General features: G+C 36.3%; 20 protein-coding genes. 8 read left to right on the top strand and 12 right to left on the bottom strand.

Going from position 1 to position 23,920, the window contains the following annotated elements; translation table 11 throughout:
• Positions 1 to 66 precede the first annotated feature (66 nt).
• The 11 genes from BMY13_RS00380 to rpmH form a co-directional block, all read right to left on the bottom strand.
• Positions 67 to 903, bottom strand: coding sequence for a ParB/RepB/Spo0J family partition protein (locus BMY13_RS00380; RefSeq protein ID WP_092501633.1), 837 nt, complete (start codon positions 901 to 903; stop codon positions 67 to 69).
• On the bottom strand, positions 884 to 1,657 hold the full coding sequence (locus tag BMY13_RS00375; protein WP_092491015.1) for a ParA family protein: 774 nt from the start codon (positions 1,655 to 1,657) through the stop codon (positions 884 to 886). The genes BMY13_RS00380 and BMY13_RS00375 overlap by 20 nt, the downstream gene beginning before the upstream one ends.
• Positions 1,658 to 1,857: 200 nt before the next feature.
• Positions 1,858 to 2,718 (bottom strand): nucleoid occlusion protein, encoded by an 861-nt coding sequence (noc, locus tag BMY13_RS00370; RefSeq protein WP_092501631.1) that lies wholly within the window; start codon positions 2,716 to 2,718, stop codon positions 1,858 to 1,860.
• Between the two features lie 304 nt (positions 2,719 to 3,022).
• Positions 3,023 to 3,739, bottom strand: coding sequence for a 16S rRNA (guanine(527)-N(7))-methyltransferase RsmG (gene rsmG, locus BMY13_RS00365; RefSeq protein WP_092501629.1), 717 nt, complete (start codon positions 3,737 to 3,739; stop codon positions 3,023 to 3,025).
• A 23-nt stretch (positions 3,740 to 3,762) separates the two neighbouring features.
• Positions 3,763 to 5,649 (bottom strand): tRNA uridine-5-carboxymethylaminomethyl(34) synthesis enzyme MnmG, encoded by a 1,887-nt coding sequence (gene mnmG, locus BMY13_RS00360; protein ID WP_092501627.1) that lies wholly within the window; start codon positions 5,647 to 5,649, stop codon positions 3,763 to 3,765.
• A 28-nt stretch (positions 5,650 to 5,677) separates the two neighbouring features.
• Positions 5,678 to 7,054, bottom strand: coding sequence for a tRNA uridine-5-carboxymethylaminomethyl(34) synthesis GTPase MnmE (mnmE, locus tag BMY13_RS00355; RefSeq protein WP_092501625.1), 1,377 nt, complete (start codon positions 7,052 to 7,054; stop codon positions 5,678 to 5,680).
• Between the two features lie 194 nt (positions 7,055 to 7,248).
• Positions 7,249 to 8,235, bottom strand: a complete 987-nt coding sequence (locus tag BMY13_RS00350; RefSeq protein WP_092501623.1) for a M20/M25/M40 family metallo-hydrolase — start codon at positions 8,233 to 8,235, stop codon at positions 7,249 to 7,251.
• A 962-nt stretch (positions 8,236 to 9,197) separates the two neighbouring features.
• Positions 9,198 to 9,812 carry an RNA-binding cell elongation regulator Jag/EloR gene (gene jag / locus BMY13_RS00345; RefSeq protein ID WP_092501621.1) on the bottom strand — a complete coding sequence of 205 codons (615 nt, stop codon included), beginning with the start codon at positions 9,810 to 9,812 and terminating at the stop codon, positions 9,198 to 9,200.
• Positions 9,809 to 10,579, bottom strand: coding sequence for a YidC family membrane integrase SpoIIIJ (gene spoIIIJ, locus BMY13_RS00340; RefSeq protein WP_092491008.1), 771 nt, complete (start codon positions 10,577 to 10,579; stop codon positions 9,809 to 9,811). The genes jag and spoIIIJ overlap by 4 nt, the downstream gene beginning before the upstream one ends.
• 202 nt (positions 10,580 to 10,781) lie before the next feature.
• The gene (gene rnpA / locus BMY13_RS00335; protein WP_092491007.1) at positions 10,782 to 11,135 is read right to left on the bottom strand and encodes a ribonuclease P protein component; all 354 of its coding nucleotides are present in this window, start codon (positions 11,133 to 11,135) and stop codon (positions 10,782 to 10,784) included.
• Positions 11,136 to 11,343: 208 nt separating this feature from the next.
• On the bottom strand, positions 11,344 to 11,478 hold the full coding sequence (rpmH, locus tag BMY13_RS00330) for a 50S ribosomal protein L34 (protein WP_092491006.1): 135 nt from the start codon (positions 11,476 to 11,478) through the stop codon (positions 11,344 to 11,346).
• A gap of 589 nt (positions 11,479 to 12,067) precedes the next feature.
• On the opposite strand from rpmH, the gene dnaA reads away from it, so the two are divergent.
• The 8 genes from dnaA (at position 12,068) to BMY13_RS00290 (ending at position 22,808) form a co-directional block, all read left to right on the top strand.
• Positions 12,068 to 13,420 carry a chromosomal replication initiator protein DnaA gene (gene dnaA, locus BMY13_RS00325; protein ID WP_092491005.1) on the top strand — a complete coding sequence of 451 codons (1,353 nt, stop codon included), beginning with the start codon at positions 12,068 to 12,070 and terminating at the stop codon, positions 13,418 to 13,420.
• A gap of 185 nt (positions 13,421 to 13,605) precedes the next feature.
• Entirely contained in the window at positions 13,606 to 14,742 is a 1,137-nt protein-coding gene (dnaN, locus tag BMY13_RS00320) for a DNA polymerase III subunit beta (protein WP_092491004.1), read from the top strand.
• A gap of 162 nt (positions 14,743 to 14,904) precedes the next feature.
• Positions 14,905 to 15,123, top strand: a complete 219-nt coding sequence (gene yaaA / locus BMY13_RS00315) for a S4 domain-containing protein YaaA (protein WP_092491003.1) — start codon at positions 14,905 to 14,907, stop codon at positions 15,121 to 15,123.
• Between the two features lie 15 nt (positions 15,124 to 15,138).
• On the top strand, positions 15,139 to 16,251 hold the full coding sequence (gene recF, locus BMY13_RS00310) for a DNA replication/repair protein RecF (protein WP_092501619.1): 1,113 nt from the start codon (positions 15,139 to 15,141) through the stop codon (positions 16,249 to 16,251).
• A 15-nt stretch (positions 16,252 to 16,266) separates the two neighbouring features.
• A complete protein-coding gene (remB, locus tag BMY13_RS00305) occupies positions 16,267 to 16,545 on the top strand; it encodes an extracellular matrix regulator RemB (RefSeq protein WP_092491001.1) in 279 nt (92 codons plus the stop codon).
• A gap of 63 nt (positions 16,546 to 16,608) precedes the next feature.
• Positions 16,609 to 18,516 (top strand): DNA topoisomerase (ATP-hydrolyzing) subunit B, encoded by a 1,908-nt coding sequence (gene gyrB, locus BMY13_RS00300; RefSeq protein WP_425445139.1) that lies wholly within the window; start codon positions 16,609 to 16,611, stop codon positions 18,514 to 18,516.
• Between the two features lie 588 nt (positions 18,517 to 19,104).
• Positions 19,105 to 21,612: a DNA gyrase subunit A gene (gene gyrA, locus BMY13_RS00295; protein ID WP_092501615.1), complete on the top strand. Its 2,508-nt coding sequence runs from the start codon at positions 19,105 to 19,107 to the stop codon at positions 21,610 to 21,612.
• A gap of 98 nt (positions 21,613 to 21,710) precedes the next feature.
• Entirely contained in the window at positions 21,711 to 22,808 is a 1,098-nt protein-coding gene (locus BMY13_RS00290) for an HD-GYP domain-containing protein (RefSeq protein WP_092501613.1), read from the top strand.
• Here the strand turns inward: BMY13_RS00290 and BMY13_RS00285 are convergent.
• On the bottom strand, positions 22,805 to 23,767 hold the full coding sequence (locus BMY13_RS00285) for a YaaC family protein (RefSeq protein ID WP_092501611.1): 963 nt from the start codon (positions 23,765 to 23,767) through the stop codon (positions 22,805 to 22,807). The two genes, BMY13_RS00290 and BMY13_RS00285, sit on opposite strands and share 4 nt — an antisense overlap.
• Between the last annotated feature and the right edge of the window lie 153 nt (positions 23,768 to 23,920).

Below are 23,920 nucleotides of genomic sequence, written 5' to 3'. Positions count from 1 at the left end.
ACTGCCAAAAAAAGACTGACTATTTAATGAATCAACCTTTAAAAAGTCAGTCGTTCCTATTCATTACTAGTCCAATGTTTCCAATATACGCTGTAAGTCATCATTAGAGTAGAATTCAATTTCAATTTTCCCTTTACGTTTACCTTGGTTTATTGTCACAGCAGTACCTAGACGTTCACGCAATATTGATTCTCTTTCCTGAAGAAATATATCTTTTTTTGGCTTTTCTTTTTTCTTCTTACCAGCTTTTTCATTCATTTCAAGAATGTATTGCTCTACTTGCCTTACATTCATCTTTTCTTTTCGTATTTTATCAACAAACGGCAGAACCTTCTGCTTATCTTTAATACCTAACAAAGCACGACCATGTCCCATCGTAAGTTCTCCGTTGTTTATGTAGGCTACAACTTGATCAGGAAGTGAGAGCAATCGAACAATATTAGCAATATGGGATCTACTTTTACCTAAACGCCGTGAAAGTTCATCTTGCGTAATTTCCAATTCATTCATCAAATTTTGATATGCATGTGCTTCTTCAATCGGAGTTAAATCTTCCCGTTGAAGGTTTTCCAATAAGGCAACTTCCATCATCTTTCCGTCAGTCAATTCTTTTACTACGGCTGGAACATTCTCAAGCCCGGCTTCCTTTGCAGCACGAAAGCGTCGCTCTCCTACAACAACCTCATAGCCTTTAATGCTTTTACGTAAGATTAAAGGCTGAATTATACCATATTCCAGAATTGAATCCTTTAGTTCCTCTATTGCATCTGCGTGAAAAGTTTTTCTTGGTTGATAAGGATTTGGTCGGCATTCATTAATGGGAACTTCCTGAATAACGTCGTCATCCTTCTCTTCTACATCTGGAAAAAAAGCATTAATCCCCTTACCTAACCCTCTCGCCATTACTCATCACTTCCTTCGCTAATTCAAGATATACCTCAGAACCTTTTGATTTTGGATCATATGTTATGATAGGTTCCCCGTGACTTGGCGCTTCACCTAATCGAACATTTCTAGGGATGACTGATTTGTATACTTTGTCCTGAAAGTACTTTTTCACTTCCTCAATGACTTGTATGCCAAGGTTGGTTCTTGCGTCAAGCATTGTTAATAAAACACCTTCAATCATTAATGATTTATTTAAATGCTTTTGCACCAGACGAATGGTGTTTAATAACTGGCTTAGACCTTCTAATGCATAATACTCACATTGAACTGGTATTAATACAGTATCAGAGGATGTAAGTGCATTAATAGTAAGCAATCCTAAAGAAGGTGGACAATCAATTATAATATAATCATACTCTTCTTTTAGATTTTCCAAGGATTTTTTCAATCGAATTTCACGCGAAATAGTAGGAACTAATTCAATCTCAGCTCCCGAAAGTTGAATCGTAGCAGGTATAATGTCCAAATTCTCAACTTTAGTAGGGACACATACCTCTTCAGCAGGTAAATCCTCTACCAGTACATTATAGATACATTGATTCATGTCAGCTTTGTTAATGCCAACTCCGCTCGTGGCATTACCTTGAGGATCAATATCCACAATCAAAACTTTATTCTTCAAGTGTGCAAGACCTGCACTTAAGTTTACCGATGATGTTGTTTTTCCGACGCCACCCTTTTGATTGGCTATGGCTATAATTTTACCCATGCTGTCACCTACCTAAAATCTATACTTATTATTCTATCACTTTTTTTAGTAAAAGACCTATTAATATAGTTGATTGTTTAAAAAAATATTTAGAAATCTACTAACTGCTAATAAAATGTTAAAAACCACTCATCTTTATTAGCAAAGATGAATGGTCCAATTGTGAATTTTAAAGGTATCTCATATAAATGAACAAAATATTATTTCTTTTTCGGGATTTTAATCGTTATTTGATAGAATTCATCGAGATCTTCCTCATTTGATTCCACATCAATACCAGTATCTGAAACCATACTTAATGACTGTCGAATGGTATTCATTGCAATTCGAATATCCTTATTTACACCTTTAAGTTTAGCTTGTTTTTTAGTCGGCTTATCTTTCGGCTGGCTCAACTTAGTAATATATTCTTCTGTCTGTTTTACATTTAATTCTTTTTCAAGAATTGCATTTAAGACTTTCAGTTGTTCATCGGGCTCGCTCAACTTTATTAACGCCCTAGCATGTCTTTCTGTAATATCCTTCTTTAATATCGCGTGCCTAACTTCCTCTGGCAGCTTTAGTAACCGTAATTTGTTAGCAATGGTTGATTGGTTTTTACCTAAACGTTGAGCTAAAGCTTCCTGTGTTAATGAATGCATTTCTAATAGACTAGCATATGCGCTTGCTTCCTCTATAACAGTTAATTCTTCTCGTTGAAGGTTTTCAATTAAAGCAACAGATGCTGTTTCTGCATCAGACATACCGCGGATGATAGTCGGTATGTTTTCCCATTCTAATAGCTTTACAGCACGCCACCTTCGTTCACCGGCAATAAGTTCATACATTTCCCCATCATCAATTTTACGAACCACTATCGGCTGAATCATTCCATGTGTATGTATAGTTTGAGCTAGTTCTTGGATTTTATCGTCATCAAATACCGACCTTGGCTGGAATCTATTCGGTTCTATTTTCTGAACAGAAAGTTGGATTACTTCATCTGGATGGTACTTTTCTTCTTCTGATTCAGAATCAGATTTATCTCCCGAACCGAAAATTCGGTTAAAAGGGCTTACCATTACCAAACACCACCTTTATTAATACTATATAACAAAAATTGCTATATTAGAAAACTTTGGCCTATCGCCACGCATTAACGGCGATAAAATTATTTATACTTTCTTAACTGCTTAAAACTAGTAAAATGTTTCACGTGGAACATTTTTAAAAAGTTAAAACTATTAACAAGAAAAAAGCGCAGTATAAACACTGCTGCGTGTGAACGATATAACTCAGTTTATAAACCTATTTTACCATATATATACCTAGAAGAGTATTAAATAGAAAAATATTATTTCAGCAATCAGTTACCTATGTAGTAGTTTAGATAATTGGATTTTTACCTGGAACGCCAGGCTTTCTTGGATATTTATTTGGGGTATTACGTTTTTTATTTATAACAATAATAGACCTTTCGCTATTTTCATTTGGTAATGTAAACGTGTGTACAGAGTCCAGTTCCCCTCCCAGTAAATTAATTACTGTATTTGAATCATTTACTTCCTGATCACTTTGGGAACCTTTCATGGCTATAAATTCACCGTTCTTTGTTACTAGTGGTAAACATAACTCACTCAGCACAGTCATTCGTGCAACTGCCCTTGCTGTGACTATATCAAATGATTCTCTGAATTTTTTGTTTTTCCCAAAACTTTCCGCACGATCATGGTAAAAAGCCACTTTACTTATATCTAATTTTAAAGCTAATTCATTTAAAAATGTAATACGTTTCTTTAATGAATCCACAATTGTCACTTGTAAATCCGGAAAACATATTTTAAGTGGAATACTGGGGAAACCAGCCCCAGCACCCACATCACAAATATGCAGTTCTTTAGTAAAGTCATGATAAAAGGCTGCGGAAATCGAATCATAAAAATGTTTTAAATAAACATCTTCCTCATTCGTTAAAGCAGTCAAATTTATTTTATCATTCCATTCAACCAAAGTTTGAAAATAAATAGCAAATTGCTCTATCTGTTTATCTGTTAATTCAATACCTTTTTGACGTAATTCTTCAACAAATTGTTCTGGATTCATAAAATAGAGCACCTCACACTCAATTAATTAGCAACTCTAGCAATTTTTCCCTGTTCAATATAGACAAGTAATATCGACACATCTGCTGGATTCACACCTGAAATACGAGATGCCTGACCAACTGAAAGTGGACGAACTTTTTTCAGTTTTTCTTTGGCTTCAGATGCAATCCCGCCAATATCATCATAATCAATATTGTCTGGAATTTTTTTATCTTCCATTTTAAGCATCCGTTCCACTTGTTCGTTTGACTTCTTAATATAACCTTCATATTTTACTTGTATTTCAACTTGTTCCCGAACATCATGTGGAAGTAATTCATTTGGTTCAATTACTTTTTCAAGCAAATCATACGTTATTTCTGGTCTTTTTAGTAAATCATATGCTTTAACCGCTTCTTTTAACGGTGTAGCATTTGCTTCACTCATCATTTGTTGTACATGCTCTTCTGGCTTAATGACAATTTTTGACAATCTTTTCTTCTCTTCTTCTACCAATCGTTTCTTTTCAACAAATTTATTATAACGTTCTTCAGTTATTAAGCCTAGTTTGTAACCTGTTTCAGTCAAACGCAAATCTGCATTGTCATGACGTAGTAACAAACGATATTCTGCACGAGATGTTAGAAGACGATACGGTTCATTCGTTCCTTTAGTTACAAGATCATCGATCAGTACGCCAATATAAGCCTGAGAACGATCTAGAATTAATGGATCTTTTCCAAGTACTTTAGAAGCTGCATTAATTCCAGCTATAATTCCTTGCGCACCTGCTTCTTCGTAACCGGAAGTTCCGTTTATCTGGCCCGCAGTAAAAAGTCCTGGGATTTCTTTCAATTCTAATGTTGGCCATAACTGTGTAGGAACAACTGCGTCATACTCAATCGCATATCCTGCACGCATAATTTCAGCATTTTCCAGACCTGGAACTGATCTAACCATATCATGCTGAATAGATTCTGGAAGTGAAGTTGATAACCCTTGCACATAAACCTCTTCCGTATCTCTTCCTTCTGGCTCAAGGAAAATTTGGTGTCGTGGTTTATCATTAAATCGAACAATTTTATCTTCAATTGATGGACAATAACGTGGACCAGTACCACGTTTCATTCCAGAATACATTGCAGATAATGACAAATTATCATTAATTAGCTGATGGGTAACTTCATTCGTGTACGTTAACCAGCAAGGAATCTGATTCAGAATATATTCAGTTGTTTCATATGAAAAAGCTTGTGGTTTATTCTCACCAGGCTGGATTTCCGTTTTTGAATAGTCAATTGTATGGCTATTCACACGTGGCGGTGTACCAGTTTTAAACCGGGTAATTTCAATTCCAAGCTTTTCAAGATGCTCAGATAGTTTTACTGATACACGTTGATTGTTTGGACCACTTTCATATTCAAGGTCTCCCATTAACACTTTACCACGCATAAACGTACCTGTTGTAACAATTACAGTCTCTGCATGATAAGCAGCTTTTGATTCGGTAATAACCCCTTTACATATACCATCTTCCATTATTAGTTCATTTACCATACCTTGTCTTAATGTTAGATTTTCTTCGTTCTCAATAACATTTTTCATTTCTTTTATATATAAAGGTTTATCAGCTTGGGCACGTAATGCCTGTACTGCTGGCCCTTTTCCTGTATTTAACATGCGCATTTGAATATGAGTTTTATCAATTACTTTTGCCATTGCCCCACCTAATGCATCTATCTCACGTACGACAATTCCTTTAGCAGGCCCGCCTAATGATGGGTTACACGGCATAAAAGCTATCATATCTAAATTCAATGTCAGCATAAGTGTTTTTGCACCCATTTTAGATGCAGCAATACCAGCTTCTACACCTGCATGACCTGCGCCAACAACGATTACATCATAATGTCCTGCATCGTATACCATACTTTGTCATCCTTTCTAATTTTTAAAGCTACTTTCCTAAACAAAATTGTGAAAATAACTGATCAATTAAGCTGTCACTAGCAGTATCTCCAATGATTTCCCCTAAAAACTCCCATGTTCTTGTTACATCTATTTGAACAATATCAAGTGGCATATTCATATCAAGGCTTACCATTGCATCTTCAAGTGCTTGTTTAGCTTGCTTTAGCAATTGAATATGTCTTATATTTGAAACATACGTCAAATCTCCGGCATCAAGTTCTCCAGCAAAGAATGTCTTAGCAATTGCGGACTCCATTTCATCAACACCCTCTTCTTTAATTAATGAAGTTGAAATGACTGGTTTACCATCAGCTAGTTCATTGACTTTATTCATATCAAGTTTTGGTTCCAAATCAGATTTATTAATAATAACAATATAATCCAATCCTTGAACAGCCTCAAAAAGTTTCTCGTCCTCAATAGTTAATTCTTCATTATAATTTAATACAAATAATATAAGATCTGATTCTTTCAACACTTTTCTAGACCGTTCAACACCTATTTTCTCAACAATATCTTCCGTTTCTCGGATACCAGCTGTATCTACAAGCCGAAGTGGGACACCCCGAACATTAACATATTCTTCAATCGTATCACGAGTTGTACCAGGTACTTCTGTTACAATTGCTTTATTTTCTTGAACAAGTGTATTCATTAATGAAGATTTACCAACGTTTGGACGTCCAATAATTGCTGTTCCTAAACCTTCACGCAAAATTTTTCCTTGCTTTGCAACCTGTAAAAGTTCCTCTATTTCAGCATGCACTTCTTTTGATTTGCTACGCATCATTTCGTTCGACATTTCTTCGACATCATCATACTCAGGGTAATCAATATTAACCTCTACGTGGGCAACTGTTTCAAGTAACTCCTGTCTGAGCCGTCCAATCAGTGCTGATAATCGACCGTCCATTTGTTTTAACGCTACCGACATAGCTTTGTCCGTTTTAGATCGAATCAGATCCATTACAGCCTCTGCCTGTGATAAGTCAATTCTGCCATGCAAAAATGCCCGTTTTGTAAATTCTCCCGGTTCAGCAATTCGAACTCCTTCTCCAAGTATTATCTCCAAAACTCGGTTTACAGCAACCATACCACCGTGACAATTGATCTCAACAATATCCTCACGCGTGAATGTTTTTGGAGCACGCATCACCGAAACCATCACTTCCTCAGCAACATCATTTGTCGCAGGATCGATAATTTTTCCATAATGAATGGTATGCGAATCGACGTCAAGCAAGTTTTTCCCTTGGAACAACCCAGCTGTAACAGGAATTGCTTTTGGGCCACTTAATCGCACAATTGCAATTGCCCCTTCACCTATTGGTGTCGATATCGCAGTAATTGTATCTGTTTCCATTTCTCTCACCTCCATCATTTTCAACTTTAATTTAATTTATATTTAATTGCTTATATTTTTATTGTCACTAACTTAATAGAATATCACATTTTTAATCAAAAATAAACTTATCCACAATTACAAAAAACAAACATTAAAAAACCTTTTATCCACATGTGAATAAAAGGTTTTTTAGAATTGAAACTTATTAACAATTAAAGATTTGGTTCTTCATAATAATAATCCACAGGAACTGGTGCTACATTTGATCTCTCTAGTGCAGGTGTATCCTTCCGAGCCGCCTGATAAATAGCTGAGCCAACTATATCTGCCACATTTTTTAACTTTTCTTTACTAATGTGTTCCATTACATCATCTTCCGTATGATACCACGGCTCCAGAGGTGTATGAATAAATAATGCTGCAGGGATTCCTAAATTATGAAAAGCAACATGATCACTTCTTCCAAGCTCACTATATGGAACAAGTTCACTTACTCTGGAACCTGCTGCAGAACCGAGATCGGTAACTGTATTTTTTTCTCCATTAGCAGTAAACATTACAAGGTCTCCTGCATCTTCACTGCCAACCATATCCATTTGGAACATCGCAACCGTATTTTCGGCATCCTCAGCTGACATTGCTTCTGCATATTTACGTGATCCCCATAGACCATATTCCTCAGCACCAAATGCAACAAATTTAATTGACGTATCTGTTGTTGTACTTGCATACACCCTAGCTAGTTCAAGAAGAGCCGCAGTACCTGATGCATCATCATTTGCACCTTGTCCCCATGGCACAGAGTCATGATGTGATCCTACTATAATTTCTTGGCCAGTATCATGCTTTTTCAATGGCTCTTTCGTAGCTTCTACATTGTAGGAAGTAACTTCATCTCCACCCGAAGGAAAGGTAAATTCTTGTACAGAAACATTCTCATAACCATAACTTTCAAATTGGTTAACAAGGTACTCAACCGTCTCTAATTCACCTTCAGTACCAGCACCTCGCGAGCCTATCTCTTCTGATAAATAAGCAACATGATTATATATATTATCAACGTTCACCCGCTTTACGACTTTATTGTCAAAAGCTTGACTAGATTGAGTGTTTGAAGCATCTTTTGGTGCTGCATATACTGGTGTACCTATCATAAGTAAGATCACCAATATAAGTAATGAAATCTTTTTGTGTTTCATAGAATCCACTCCTTTTTCGATTTAAGTAATCATTCGATAATAGTTAAGTGGATTCCTCTTTATTTCATATAAACAGTAAAATAGTTTGATTAGAAACATACTTTAATTGCTTTAACCATCCTTTAGTACTACTTAGTAAACTTAAGTTATCACAAGGATTTAATGGCGAAATTCTTAGCTGGTTTTATGAAGCTAGTACAAAAGTCAAAGTGAAATTCGAACTATGATTCAAAATTCTTGAAGTAGAATTCGTATTAGTTCGGGTTTATTTTGCAGTTAAGTATATATTACTACTTTCTTACTGCATAAGTGCAACTATGGCATTCACCAAAAGGCTTGGTGAATGTCTGGTTTTCTAATGTTGCTGATTAGATATAAACTGCGAAGAAACTGCTGGAATAATCTCTATAAACCCTCGTCCCGCCGTCCGGGGTCGCTACGGGCGGATGCTTTCCGCGGGCACGGCCTCAGCCTCCTTGCCCCGGCAAGGGGTATGCCGACGTTGTCCGCAAAGGACGGTTTTAGTCGGCCTTCATTTAGTTGCTCTGCGGGGTCTTCGGACACGTACTATTCCCGCAGGAGTCACCGCCCTCCGCTCACCCGGACTAGTGTAGCTGTCACACATTTATTCTATAGCGATTCCTACTCGAGTCAACAGCGGAGGAAATACACGTAGACTCCTGTGGGAGCTGAGGCCAAGATGAGACTACGCAGCAACGTAGGAGCAAGGAGGCTCATCAGCCGCCCTAGGTGCGCGAAGTGTATTTCCGGAGCGGTATAATAGCACTCAAACTTTTTAAAAAGTACTTCGCAGTTTATATCAACTACGTATTAGATCAAACTATAGAAAATGAACGTTCTAAACATTCTATCCTGTTATTAGTCTTCTTTAATGTAGTTCCAGTCTCTAATATTGCATTAAAAAAAATCCCTAGGTAATTACCTAGAGATTTTAATAGTATTTATGGTTTTATAACAATATGGCGATGCGGCTCTACACCATCTGAATAGGTAGAAATCTCTTTATTTCGCTGCAAAGCACTATGAATCAGTTTACGTTCAAATGCTGGCATTGGTTCAAGCGCAACTTTCTTGTTTAGACGTGTCGCTTTATCAGCCATTTTATGTGCAAGGGATTCAAGTGTTTCTTTTCTGCGTCCTCGATACCCCTCTGCATCAACAGTGACAGTGTAATAAGCTTTCCCATCCTTATTTAGTACAAGATGTACTAAATATTGGATTGCATTTAGAGTTTGGCCACGTTTCCCAATCAATAAAGCTATCTTTTCACCAGATAATTCAAACGTTACGTGTTTATCTTCAACAGTTGTTGTGATTTGAGCGGAAACATTCATATTTTCCGTTACTTCTTGCAAAAACTTTTCAGCTTGTTCTATTTGGTTTTTAACAATTATAACTTTCACTATTGCTCGTTTTGAACCAAATATACCCAAAAGTCCTTTCTTGCCTTCATCAATAACATCTACTTCTACGTGGTCCCTTGTTGTGTTTAACTGCTCTAATGCTGATTGGACCGCTTCTTCAACAGTTTGTCCGCTAGCAGTTATTTCTCTCACTTTTCGTCTCCTCCAGTACTTGCGTTTTTCATCATTGGTTTACGGATGAATAACGTTTGTGCCACCATAAAGATATTACCAACTACCCAGTACAACGCTAACGCTGATGGGAAAAACATTGCAAAAACGGTAATCATAATTGGCATCACATACAGCATAACCATCATTTGCGGGTTTTGTGCTGCAGGGCTGCCTGCCATCATTAACTTTTGCTGTAGAAAAGTAGCACCACCAGCAACTATTGGCAAAATGAAGAATGGATCTGCTTCTCCTAATTGGAACCATAGAAAAGTATGTCCCTTAATTGCTTCAGTACGCATAATAGCGTGGTATATTGCAATCAATATCGGCATTTGCACAAAAATAGGCAAACAGCCTGCAAGTGGGTTTACCCCGTGTTTCTGGAATAGAGCCATTGTTTCCTGTTGTAATTGCTGCTGTGTTTTCGCATCTTTTGAACTATATTTCTTTTGGATTTCTTTAAGCTCAGGTTGAATATCCTGCATTGCTTTTGAACTCTTTAATTGTTTCACGTTTAATGGTAATAATACTAAACGGACAATTATGGTAACAATTACAATTGCTAACCCGTAGTTACCATCAAACAGTTCAGCAAAGTATGTAATTAACCAGGACATTGGAAATACAAACCATTCCGCCCAGATTCCTTTTGTATTTTCATCAATTGGTTGATTAACATCCATACAACCAGAAAGAACTGCCAGCAACCCTATTAAGATAACAAGCAAATAAAACTTTTTACGCAAATTGTTTCCTCCTAACTATTCGAACAGCGCAAACACTTGTCCAAGTGCTGGTGCTAAACAACAATCCCCTTAGAAAACCTGGCATTAGCCAAGCCTTAATGACGAGTGCCTTAGTTGCACTTATGAAATACTTTCTTAACCCCTAAAATAACCATTCTAATTGCTATTTTATCATTAAATGATTATAAGATTCTATATAAATTCATAATTGATTACTTTTTTTTAATAGACGCTCTCTTGATAATAAATGAATTAAACTTTTTTTTACTTCATGAAAGTTCATCTTTTTTGTTGGCTGGCGTGCAATGATTACCATGTCAAATGTGGGTAGCACTTTCTCATCCAACTCATGAAAAGCTTGCCTTAAATAACGCTTGATCCGGTTTCTCATAACAGCATTTCCAATTTTTTTCCCTACTGAAATACCAATACGAAAATGATCCTGGTCTGGTTTTTTTACATAATAAATGACAAGCTGCCGATTAGCAAAAGACTTTCCACTCTTGAATACATATTGAAATTCTTCATTATCCTTTATTCGAAATATTTTTTTCATGATTTATCACCTTTATTAATCAAAAGCTCAAGCGTCTATAACCACCTAAAAAGTAAACTTTACGCTTAATAAGCAGCGGCCCTTAACCTAAGAACCACTGCTCTATTAGATAGTCTGGCTTACCGCCAAATCTTTTAGTCCTAATTTTTCATATGCCTAAAATAAAATTCTACAGTGGAAAAAAGACCACTGAGATCTTTTCAGTGGCCTATGCAGACAATACTTTTCTTCCTTTACGACGGCGACGAGCCAAAACTTGACGTCCATTTTTTGAACTCATTCGAGTACGAAAGCCGTGTACTTTTTTACGTTTACGATTATTTGGTTGAAACGTTCTTTTCATTTATCTTGCACCTCCCTGAGGAATTAAAACTCCAAATTACAAATAACTTATCTAGTAGACAGTCTAAATCATTATACTTAAAACATACAACATCTGTCAACTTCTATGTATGATTTTTTATCCACATAACGATGTTAAAATATAATTTTCCTAAATTTATTATCCACAACAATTATCGACAAGATAACCACATAATATTTTGGTGTGGATAAATCCTGTCTACATGTGCTGGTTTTTGTGGATAACTGTCGAATAGCCGTTGCAACTTCTCTATTTTTTTGGTATTATATTTGTGTTTTAATATGTGTAAATCTATCTTCATGTTTTTGATTATCCACAGACTGTGGAAAAAATGTGGACATTTGTTCACACCTCTGTTCATCAGTTTATCAACAATACTGTGGATATCGTATATAACCTGACTAAACCTTGTGTACTTCTGATCTTTATATCCACAATAAAATTAATATGTTTTTATTTTTATTTTATACATAACACCTTTCCGTCTTTCATTGTAACCAGTACATACTGAAAGATTGAGAGAGGTTTTTTCTATCACTTATTTAGTAATTGAAAGGGGTGAGCCAGTTTGGAAAACATTGATGAATTATGGACAGCAACATTAGAAAAAATTGAAGAAAAGATCAGCAAACCTAGTTTTGACACTTGGTTAAAAAATACAAAAGCCGAAAAGCTGGAAGAGGATACATTAATTGTGTCAGCACCAAATGAATTTGCACGAGACTGGTTAGAAGGCAGATATACGCAATTGATTGATGATATTTTAGTTGATATCACTGGTGCTAACTTATCTACTCAATTCATTATTCCAGAATCACAAGAGCAAGTAGACGAAATTAATGCTGCTCCTAAAAAAGTACCAACAATGAAAAATAATGGTGGTTTTGATGCACCTAAAACTATGCTCAACTCAAAGTATACCTTTGATACATTTGTTATTGGATCAGGTAATCGCTTTGCACATGCAGCTTCCTTAGCAGTTGCTGAAGCTCCAGCCAAAGCATACAATCCACTATTTATATATGGTGGTGTTGGACTTGGGAAAACACATTTAATGCATGCGATTGGTCATTATGTACAAGACCATAATCCTGAAGCAAAAGTAGTTTATTTATCATCTGAGAAATTTACAAATGAATTTATCAACGCCATTATGGATAACAAAGCAACTAGTTTCAGGAACAAATATCGAAATATTGATGTTTTATTAATTGATGATATTCAATTCCTTGCTGGTAAAGAACAAACCCAGGAAGAATTTTTCCACACATTTAATACGTTACATGAAGAAAATAAGCAAATTATTATTTCCAGTGATCGTCCTCCTAAGGAAATACCTACACTAGAGGATCGATTGCGCTCACGATTTGAATGGGGCTTAATTACAGACATTACTCCACCAGATCTTGAGACAAGGATTGCTATTCTGAGCAAAAAAGCTAAAGCAGAAGGACTTGATATTCCAAATGAGGTAATGCTTTATATTGCTAATCAAATCGATACAAATATTCGTGAATTAGAGGGGGCGTTAATTCGAGTTGTGGCTTATTCCTCATTAGTAAATCAGGATATTGACGCATCACTTGCAGCTGATGCACTAAAGGATATAATTCCAAGCAGTAAACCACGTACTATAACAATTCACGGAATTCAAGAAGCCGTAGGAGAAAAGTACAATATTAAACTGGAAGACTTTATGGCAAAAAAACGCACCAAATCAATTGCTTTTCCTAGGCAAATCGCGATGTATCTTTCGAGAGAACTTACTGATTTTTCATTACCGAAAATAGGAGAAGAGTTTGGTGGCCGTGATCACACAACCGTTATACACGCACATGAAAAAATAAGCAAAATGATGGAAAATGATACACTAATGCACAAAGATATTGAAGATTTAAAAGAACAATTGAAATCTTTATAACCTATCAACATGTTAATAATGTTAATAGAGGAACGAACTTATAAACATTCTGTCCACATGGGGATAACTTTATGTTTCTAGAGTTTAAAATGGTTATCCACATAATCACAGTCCCTATTACTATTATTACTATATTTTTATAAATAAAAGATATAATATATGCCCAAAAAAGGAGAATAAATTCAATGAAATTTATTATTCAGCGCGATCAATTAATGGCTGGTGTACAAGACGTAATGAAAGCAATCTCATCCAGAACCGCAATACCCATCCTTACAGGGATGAAAATTGATGCAAAATCAGACGGAATTACTTTAACAGGAAGTGATTCAGATATCTCAATTGAGTCCTATATTCCAGCTGAAGAAAATGGAATTGTTCATGTAGAGCAAATAGAAGAAGGCAGCATTGTATTACAAGCTCGCTATTTTCCCGATATTGTTCGTAAACTTCCAGAAAAAACTGTTGAAATTGAAGCAGATTCTAATTTGAAAGTGACCATCCGTTCAGGTAAAGCAGAATTTAATTTAAATGGACAAGACGCTGAAGAATATCCACAACTACCAAAATTGCAAACTGATAATAGCTTTGAGATACCAACTGATTTATTTAAAAGCTTAATTAAACAAACTGTCTTTGCGGTATCAACAATGGAAACACGCCCTATCCTGACTGGTGTAAATGTGAAACTGGAAAATGAAACATTAATTTTCACTGCAACGGACAGTCATCGTCTAGCATCACGCGAAATTCCTGTTAAAGAAAGCAATGGAAATCTACCAAGTATTGTTGTTCCAGGAAAAAGTTTAACTGAACTTAATAAAATATTGGATGATACCGAAGAAAACGTCGAAATAAGTGTTACCAATAATCAAATTCTGTTTCGTACAAAACACTTAAACTTCTTATCCAGATTATTGGATGGAAATTATCCAGAAACATCACGCTTAATTCCAGAGCAAAGCAAAACAATATTACATGTAAAAACAAAAGAACTTATAAATACTATTGATCGTGCATCTCTTCTTGCAAAGGAAGAACGAAACAATGTTGTTAAATTAACTACAAAAGGTGATAACGTATTGGAAATTACAAGTAACTCACCTGAAGTTGGACGTGTTGCAGAAGAAATCTCTGTACAATCCATTGAAGGTGAGGAATTAAAGATTTCATTCAGTTCTAAATATATGCTCGACGCTTTAAAGGCCATTGAAAATGATGAAGTTAAGGTTGAATTTACAGGGGCTATGAGGCCATTTATTATAAAACCAGCAAATAATGATCCAATATTACAATTAATCCTACCTGTTCGAACATATTAAATAAGCCAAAAATAAAATTAAAAGGCTCTTATCTGAATGGATAAGGGCTTTTTTAAGCATTTGAGGGTCTTGCCTTCCCTAAATACCAAAACTTTAGTAAAATAGAATGAAGGTACATTTGAAACGTTATTTACAATACTTTAAAAAGATTTGGTGATAAAAATGCACGAAAAAATTGAAATAAATACGGACTATATTACACTGGGCCAGTTTATAAAATTGATAAATATTTTGGAGTCAGGTGGTATGGTTAAGGCATTTTTACAGGACCAAGGCGCATTGGTTAACGGCGAATTGGATCATCGCAGGGGCAGAAAACTTTATCCAGATGATGTGGTAGAGATAGAAAGTATTGGATCTTACATTGTTACTAAAGACTAATCGTGAGGAATTTCCATGCATATTGAACAGTTACAATTAAAAAATTACCGAAACTATGACCAGTTGGATATTTCTTTTGATGATAAAATTAATGTTATTATTGGTGAAAATGCCCAAGGGAAAACGAATCTGATGGAAGCTATTTACGTTCTTGCGTTTACAAAGTCACATCGAACTCCTAGGGAAAAAGAACTTATCCAATGGGAGAAGGAATATGCTAGAATAGAAGGTAGGGTTACCAAACGAAAACAGTCGTTTCCACTTGAAATTATTCTATCGACAAAAGGTAAAAAGGCAAAGTTAAATCGAATTGAACAAAAAAGGTTAAGTGATTACATTGGTGCCTTGAATGTCGTAATGTTTGCACCAGAGGATTTAACGTTAGTAAAAGGACCTCCGCAAATTAGAAGACGTTTTATTGATATGGAGCTTGGGCAGATTCAGCCGAGGTATATTTATCATTTAGGACAATACCAAAAAATCCTGAAACAGCGAAATCATTTATTAAAACAAATGCAACGCAAGGAAAAACAAGATCGAACCATGTTGAACGTATTAACAGAACAACTTATTGAACATGCTGCAACCCTTTTAGAACGCAGATTTATTTTTTTGGAATTACTCCGAAAGTGGGCTAGCCCTATTCATTATGGAATAAGTCGAGAATTGGAAAAACTTGAAATCAAGTACACCTCGACAATTGAAGTATCAGAAGCGGCAAATAAGGAGAAAATAGATTCTATATATACAAATAAATTTCACGAGATTCAAGAAAAAGAAATTGAACGTGGAACAACTTTAATTGGGCCACATCGAGATGACTTAGTGTTTCATGTAAACAATAAAGATGTTCAGACATTTGGTTCACAGGGACAGCAAAGAACAACAGCATTGTCTGTGAAACTTGCTGAGATAGAATTAATCTATAATGAGGTTGGTGAATACCCAATTTTGCTACTTGATGATGTGTTAAGTGAACTTGATGATCATAGACAATCCCATTTACTAAATACAATTCAAGGGAAGGTTCAAACCTTTGTATCCACCACTAGTGTAGATGGTATAAGTCATGAAACTTTAAGAGAAGCAGAATTGTTTCACGTAAATAATGGGGCTGTAGATACATAACTGTGGAGGGATACGATGTTTATACATATTGGGAATGACAATGTTATCCAATCAAAAGACGTTATTTCGATAATTGATCGAAATGTCGTAACATCTTCAATCATCATGGAAGAGATGATGAATCATGTAAAAAGTCAAGAAAAGGTTTTAGGTCCAACTGATGAGGCGAAGTCAGTTGTCATAACCAACGAGGAAATTTATTTTAGTACATTATCGGTTTCAACTTTAAAAAAACGAGCCAGTATGATCTCGACAATTAGTAAACTGGATGATTTTTCAGACGAGCTTGAGTAAAAGCAATAATTCAAAATGTTTAACCTCTAAAGAAACGTAGGTGAAAAGATGTCAGACGAAAAAATGAGAAACGAAGAAGCATATGGTGCAGATCAGATACAAGTACTTGAAGGATTGGAAGCAGTACGAAAAAGACCTGGCATGTATATTGGGTCAACTAGTGAAAGAGGTCTTCATCATCTAGTTTGGGAAATTGTAGATAATAGTATTGATGAGGCGTTGGCAGGCCATTGTGACCACATTCAGGTGATAATGGAAAAGGATAATAGCATTACGGTAAAAGATAATGGACGCGGTATCCCTGTTGATATTCAGAAAAAAACGGGGAAACCAGCACTTGAAGTTATTATGACTGTACTTCATGCCGGTGGTAAATTTGGTGGTGGCGGTTATAAGGTTTCTGGTGGATTGCATGGTGTTGGTGCTTCTGTTGTTAATGCACTATCAAGTAACCTGGAGGTCTATGTTCATCGTGATGGCAAGGTATATTTTTTAGGTTTTGAAAAAGGTGTGCCACAAGGTGATATTACTGTAGTTGGTGAAACAGATATTACGGGCACAGTCATTCATTTTCAGCCAGATCCGGAAATTTTTACGGAAACAAGAACATATGAATTTGAGAAACTTGAACAACGAATACGTGAACTTGCCTTTTTAAATAAAGGTTTGACAATATCACTTGAAGATAAACGAACAGATGAAGAACCTGTTAATTATTTTTACGAGGGTGGTATCAAATCATATGTAGAATATATTAACCGTACTCGTGAAGTTTTACATGAACCATTTTACGCTGAAAGTGAAGAGCAGGGAATAGCTGTTGAAGTTGCCATTCAATATAACGATGGATTTGCAAGTAATATTTATTCCTATGCAAACAATATCCACACAATTGAGGGCGGTACACATGAGTCAGGATTTAAAACAGGATTAACGCGTGTGATTAACGATTATGCACGTAAAAACAATATGTTTAAAGAAAATGATCCAAATCTGACAGGTGATGATGTACGTGAAGGGATGACTGCAATCATTTCGATAAAGCACCCTGATCCGCAGTTTGAAGGACAAACCAAAACAAAGCTGGGAAATAGTTTAGTCAGAACTGTAACGGACGCAGCATTTAGTGAAACATTTTCTAAATTCCTTTTTGAAAATCCTGATGTTGCCAAAATCGTGGTTGAAAAAGGATTAATGGCATCACGTGCCAGAATGGCAGCAAAAAAGGCCCGTGAACTTACGCGACGTAAAAGTGCACTTGAAATCTCAAATCTTCCTGGTAAACTAGCTGATTGTTCTTCAAAAGATGCCAAAATTAGTGAATTATATATAGTTGAGGGTGACTCTGCCGGTGGTTCAGCAAAACAGGGACGCGACCGTCATTTCCAAGCTATTCTGCCATTACGTGGTAAAATCTTAAACGTTGAAAAAGCGCGCTTGGATAAAATTCTTTCCAATAACGAGGTTCGTTCAATGATCACTGCACTTGGCAGCGGAATTGCAGAGGACTTCGATATAACAAAAGCACGTTACCACAAAATTGTTATTATGACAGATGCTGACGTTGATGGAGCTCATATTCGTACATTACTTTTAACCTTTTTCTATCGTTATATGCGTCCGTTGATTGAACATGGCTATATTTATATTGCTCAACCGCCATTGTATAAAGTTCAACAAGGTAAGGCAGCTCATTATGCGTATAACGATAAAGAATTAGATCGGATTATGGCAGAAATCCCTAAATCTCCTAAACCGGGACTGCAGCGTTACAAAGGTCTTGGTGAGATGAATGCAACACAGCTATGGGAAACAACAATGGATCCGGATACACGGACATTGCTTCAAGTTGATTTAACTGATGCAATAGATGCTGACCAGGTTTTCGATATGCTAATGGGTGATAAAGTAGAACCACGCAGAAACTTCATCGAGGAAAATGCTCAATATGTTCAGAATCTGGATGTTTAAGTAAGGCTGTTTTTATGAATTTTGTTTCTCTAAACCTTTAACCGGTGATTCACAGGAGTCAACTGTCTTCCGTTACAACCAAACGCCACGATAGCGAAGGAAATACACGAAGACTCCTGCGGGACAGCGAAGACGGCGAGACCCCACAGTGAGCGTTCCTTGCGAGCGAGGAGGCTCAGCGCGAGCCCGCGGAAAGCGTAGTGTATTTCCGAAGCGACATTATGTGGATGTTTGGCAACCGCAACACGGTCACGTTCTGTGACCAATGTTTACAACTGAGGTCCCACGCGTATCGGAGTATAGAGGTTTTTCTGTCAAAAACGACAGTCTCTTTAAAAAATAGCTTTAAGAAAAAAGCATAAGTGCAATTAAGCATACGCCATTAGTGCTTGGCGATAAGCCAAGTTCACTAATGAGATAAGAAAATTTGATGATATCTGTTTAGTGCAAGTCGTAAGTAAGGCGTCAGCACTTTGTTTTAGCAGTTAAGAAAGTATAAATACTTTCTTACTGCATAAGTGCAACTAAGGCTTTCGCCATTAAGGCTTGGCGATAAGCCAAGTTTTCTAAAGATTTGGAGGTAATTTAATGGTGGATCAACAACGTCCAAACGTTCAAGAAATTAATATTGGCCAAGAGATGCGTACGTCGTTTCTTGATTATGCAATGAGTGTCATCGTATCACGCGCATTACCAGATGTACGTGATGGAATGAAGCCTGTTCATCGTAGAATATTGTACGCAATGAATGATCTGGGTATGCACTCTGATAAAGCTTACAAAAAATCGGCACGTATTGTCGGCGAAGTAATTGGTAAGTATCATCCCCATGGTGATTCTGCTGTATATGAGGCAATGGTTCGTATGGCTCAGGATTTCAGCTATCGCAACATGCTAGTAGATGGTCATGGTAACTTTGGATCTGTAGATGGAGATTCAGCAGCAGCAATGCGTTATACAGAAGCAAGAATGTCTAAAATATCGATGGAACTTTTACGCGATATTAATAAAGATACAATTGATTATGCGGATAACTATGATGGAACAGAACGTGAACCGGTAGTATTTCCGGCACGTTTTCCAAATTTGCTTGTTAACGGGACTTCAGGTATTGCAGTTGGGATGGCAACTAATATTCCACCACACAATCTTGGGGAAACAATTGATGCTGTTTTAGCCGTTAGTGAAGACCCAGAGATTACAATTGATGAATTAATGGAAAATCATATTTATGGCCCAGACTTTCCTACAGCCGGTCAAATCCTTGGACGAAGTGGAATTCGTAAAGCATTTGAAACAGGAAAAGGTTCCGTCTTAATTCGTGCCAAAGTACATATCGAAGAACAGTCAAATGGTAAACCTAAAATTATCGCAACTGAATTACCATATCAGGTAAATAAAGCGAAACTAATTGAGAAGATTGCCGAACTTGTTCGTGATAAGCGGATTGATGGTATTACCGATTTACGTGACGAATCAGACCGTAATGGATTACGCGTAGTTATGGAGTTACGTCGTGATGTGAATGCAAATGTTGTATTAAATAACTTATACAAATACACGGCATTGCAGACCACTTTTGGTATAAATACGCTTGCACTTGTTGACGGACAGCCGAAAGTGTTAAACATTAAACAATGTCTGGAACACTATTTAGAGCACCAAAAGGTAATTATTAAGCGTCGGACAGCCTTTGAATTACGTAAGGCTGAAGCACGCGCGCATATCCTGGAAGGTCTTCGTATTGCGTTGGACCATCTGGATGAAGTTATTTCGTTAATTCGTAATTCAAAAACTGCGGATATCGCACGTGAGGAATTAATCGAGCGTTTCGGATTAACAGAAAAACAATCGCAAGCTATTCTGGATATGCGTCTGCAGCGCTTAACTGGGCTGGAACGTGAAAAAATAGAAAATGAGTATAGTGAGCTTATTCAGCTAATAAATGAATTAAAGGCTATTTTGGCAGATGAAGAGAAAGTTTTAGAAATAATCAGAGAAGAACTTAGTGAAATTAAAGAAAAATTCAATGACCAGCGCCGTACAGAGATTATTATTGGCGGAGCGGACTTTTTCGAAGACGAAGACTTAATTCCAGAAGAAAATATTGTTATAACACTTACACATCAGGGTTATATTAAACGTCTTCCTGCATCTACGTATCGCACACAAAAACGTGGTGGTCGAGGTATTCAGGGAATGGGAACGAATGAAGACGATTTTGTTGAACATTTGGTATCTACTTCAACACATGATACGGTGCTGTTCTTTACAAACAAAGGGAAAGTGTACCGATCTAAAGGATATGAAGTTCCTGAATTTAGTCGTACCGCAAAAGGTATTCCGATTATAAACCTACTGCAAATTGAGAAGGATGAGTGGATTAACGCTGTTATTTCGGTCAATGAATTCAGCAGTGACTGGTACCTGTTCTTTACGACAAGGCACGGAATCTCAAAACGTACGGAACTCTCGAATTTTGCCAATATCCGTAAAGGTGGACTGATTGCTGTAGGACTTCGAGAAGAAGATGAATTAATTTCCGTGCGATTAACTGACGGTACAAAAGATATTATGATTGGTACAAGAAATGGCTATCTGATTCGCTTTCCTGAGGATCAAGTACGTTCAATGGGAAGGACAGCAGCAGGGGTTCGTGGTATTTCCTTACGAGGTGATGATGAGGTAATATCCATGGAAATTCTCGATGAAGGCGTACAAGTAATGCATGTGACAAACAAAGGTGTCGGAAAACGCACCCCTGAAGACCAGTACCGAATCACTAAGCGTGGTGGTAAAGGTATTTTCACGTGTAAACTTGATGACACGAATCATGTTGTTGCAGTAAAAGCTGTAACTGGAGACGAAGATATTATGCTAATTACAGTAGCAGGTGTTCTCATTCGTATTCCTGTAGAAAGCATCTCACAAACAGGCCGTAATACACGAGGCGTTCGTTTGATCCGTTTACAGGAAGAAGAAGAAGTTGCTACAGTTGCTAAAATTGAACGTGAAGAGGAAGAAGAAGAAATAGATGAAGAAGTAACAGAATCATTAGAAGAAAGTACAAATGATAATCTCGATCAGGAAGAATAACAACAGGATGATGATGTAATTTTGCAGGTGACTCTACAAGGGAAATAGTCAATCATTCTCTGGAGTCACCTTTTGTATTACATAAAGGGGGGAAACTAATGCGTGTGGAACCATCACAACTAGTTCCAGGCTGTGTATTGTTAAACAATGTTATAGGAAAGTCTAACAGACCAATTATTCCACAGCACACTGTTTTAACCGAGGAGCATATCACCCTGCTGCAAAAGTTTTTAGTTGAGACTGTCGATGTATCTGCAACGCTTGCAGAAGGAGAAGTGTTTAAACCTAGGTTTGTAGAGAAAGAAGAAGTAAAGAAAAAGGAACACTCTAGTAAGAAACAGAACTTGGAATCCTTTGAAGATCATTATAAAAATGCTGTAGATGATTATAAAAAGCTATTTACAAAATGGCAAAGTAACCTAGCTATTGATATGCCTGAAGTTCGTAAAATACTAATTCGGCTTTTAGAACGAATGGACGATATTAGTAGAGCAGTATACACTTTACATCACTACGCTACTAAAGAGGATTATATTTTTCATCATAGTGTAGCTGTTGGAATTCTCTCGGCTTATCTGGCGAGAAAAATGGGATTTGAAAAAGGAGAATGGCTGCAGATCGGATTGGCGGGGGCATTAAGTGACTGCGGGATGGCTCGACTTGATGATGCCATTGTTACGAAAACTGGTTCACTAACCTACTCTGACTACCAGGAAATAAAGAAGCACCCAACCTATTCATATCGCTATGTTGAAAAAATCCCTACTATTACGAAAGAAGTAAAATTAGCAGTGTTACAACATCATGAACGAATGGACGGGTCAGGTTATCCAATTGGTTTATCAAAAGATAATATTCACATCTATGCAAGAATAATTGCAGTATGTGATACGTACCATGCAATGACTTGTGAGCGCTTATATAAAGATAAGCAGTCCCCTTTTAACGTTATTGAAAAGTTGCAGAGTGATCAGTTCTCAAAACTTGACCATCAAGTAGTGCAGACATTTATTAATAGCCTAGCCAATTTTTCAATTGGAACAAAGGTGAGGCTATCGACGAATCAATTAGGCGAAATAGTTTTTGTTGAAGAAAGGTACCCTACCAGGCCAATGGTAAGAGTTGAGGAAACAAATGAAATTGTTACATTAAAAAATAAAACTTCTCTATTTATAAGTGAAATCATTGGGAACTAGTTATCAAGGCTAGTTCTCTCTAATAATTTTTCTTCTAGTAGTAATGGTATTTTTTCTGCTGTATTACTTAAAAAGTGTGAAATGAATGGAAAATCAATGTCGGATTTAGCTGACAAGAGATCTCCCCACCATTCTGATTCATATCGACACAACATGCTTAAATTGTATAAAAGCAGATAATGAACACTCACTTCCGAACTCGGTAAATACATTCTCCGGTAAAGTGGAAAATAAATTAAATTATTCTTTATATGAGTCAAAAATGGGCCGGTGGATTTATGAAATGGTACTGATAATTTTATACAGAAGGAGTTTTTATTGATTTTTGTCTGTTCAATTTCTGGTAAGTAAGATTTTATTCGTTGGGTGAACGATTTTGCTGTTAAATGATAGTTATCCAATAATTCATTTGGAAAGTGCAATTCTTTCTTTCCAACTTCTCCAACAACAACCATTTTCTTTTGATTATGAAACGTGAATAGTGGAGAAATTTCAGGGATTACCCCTAATAGATCTTCCATTTTAAATTTTTCAAAAGGTGATTGACTTATGGAAAACAAATGCTTAGAAAAATAAGGAAATAATCCATTCTGCTGGGTTTTAACCTCATCATCCATAAATGAATAGTTCTTTTTCTTGCGTTTTCGACTTGAAACTCCGTGTGCAAGGATTGTTGTTGACTCTGGGTAATGTGGGCGGATTGTTAGTAAATTAGCTTTAATTAAATGTACCATTCCATAGAAAAACATAATAGGCTGGAAAAGGATATCTAGATTTTTACCATTTTCGTAAAATTGAATTCCATGATCTAAGTAATACATGAACGAATTACAGTTTTCATAGCTCTTCGTTGCTGCATCAATCCCATCCAATTTTTGATAACAATCATATAAAAAGGTTTGTGCTGTTTGCTGTGATTGGAGGTATGTAAAAAGAACATTTATATCTCTATCTTTCATAAATATATCCCTTTCTAATGTTAAAATATTTTGAATCTACTTTCTATTTTCATCAACCTATTCTCTTGTTGAAAAAGCGCAAGAGTTGACGTATTGTAAATAACAATAGAATTGCTAGTATAGTTTGACCAATAGAATGGAATTTAGTCACTT

The organism is Virgibacillus subterraneus, from assembly GCF_900110695.1.
GTDB lineage: Bacteria > Bacillota > Bacilli > Bacillales > Amphibacillaceae > Lentibacillus > Lentibacillus subterraneus.
Note: the sequence above shows the minus strand (reverse complement) of the source record. Positions and strands in the feature narration are given on the sequence as shown.

What these genes read in the sequence shown, in the direction of transcription:
- BMY13_RS00380 (WP_092501633.1), bottom strand. Translation starts at nt 903, where the DNA reads ATGGCGAGAGGGTTAGGTAAGGGGATTAATGCTTTTTTTCCAGATGTA.
- BMY13_RS00375 (WP_092491015.1), bottom strand. Translation starts at nt 1,657, where the DNA reads ATGGGTAAAATTATAGCCATAGCCAATCAAAAGGGTGGCGTCGGAAAA.
- noc (WP_092501631.1), bottom strand. Translation starts at nt 2,718, where the DNA reads ATGGTAAGCCCTTTTAACCGAATTTTCGGTTCGGGAGATAAATCTGAT.
- rsmG (WP_092501629.1), bottom strand. Translation starts at nt 3,739, where the DNA reads ATGAATCCAGAACAATTTGTTGAAGAATTACGTCAAAAAGGTATTGAA.
- mnmG (WP_092501627.1), bottom strand. Translation starts at nt 5,649, where the DNA reads ATGGTATACGATGCAGGACATTATGATGTAATCGTTGTTGGCGCAGGT.
- mnmE (WP_092501625.1), bottom strand. Translation starts at nt 7,054, where the DNA reads ATGGAAACAGATACAATTACTGCGATATCGACACCAATAGGTGAAGGG.
- BMY13_RS00350 (WP_092501623.1), bottom strand. Translation starts at nt 8,235, where the DNA reads ATGAAACACAAAAAGATTTCATTACTTATATTGGTGATCTTACTTATG.
- rnpA (WP_092491007.1), bottom strand. Translation starts at nt 11,135, where the DNA reads ATGAAAAAAATATTTCGAATAAAGGATAATGAAGAATTTCAATATGTA.
- rpmH (WP_092491006.1), bottom strand. Translation starts at nt 11,478, where the DNA reads ATGAAAAGAACGTTTCAACCAAATAATCGTAAACGTAAAAAAGTACAC.
- dnaN (WP_092491004.1), top strand. Translation starts at nt 13,606, where the DNA reads ATGAAATTTATTATTCAGCGCGATCAATTAATGGCTGGTGTACAAGAC.
- yaaA (WP_092491003.1), top strand. Translation starts at nt 14,905, where the DNA reads ATGCACGAAAAAATTGAAATAAATACGGACTATATTACACTGGGCCAG.
- recF (WP_092501619.1), top strand. Translation starts at nt 15,139, where the DNA reads ATGCATATTGAACAGTTACAATTAAAAAATTACCGAAACTATGACCAG.
- remB (WP_092491001.1), top strand. Translation starts at nt 16,267, where the DNA reads ATGTTTATACATATTGGGAATGACAATGTTATCCAATCAAAAGACGTT.
- gyrB (WP_425445139.1), top strand. Translation starts at nt 16,609, where the DNA reads ATGAGAAACGAAGAAGCATATGGTGCAGATCAGATACAAGTACTTGAA.
- gyrA (WP_092501615.1), top strand. Translation starts at nt 19,105, where the DNA reads ATGGTGGATCAACAACGTCCAAACGTTCAAGAAATTAATATTGGCCAA.
- BMY13_RS00290 (WP_092501613.1), top strand. Translation starts at nt 21,711, where the DNA reads ATGCGTGTGGAACCATCACAACTAGTTCCAGGCTGTGTATTGTTAAAC.
- BMY13_RS00285 (WP_092501611.1), bottom strand. Translation starts at nt 23,767, where the DNA reads ATGAAAGATAGAGATATAAATGTTCTTTTTACATACCTCCAATCACAG.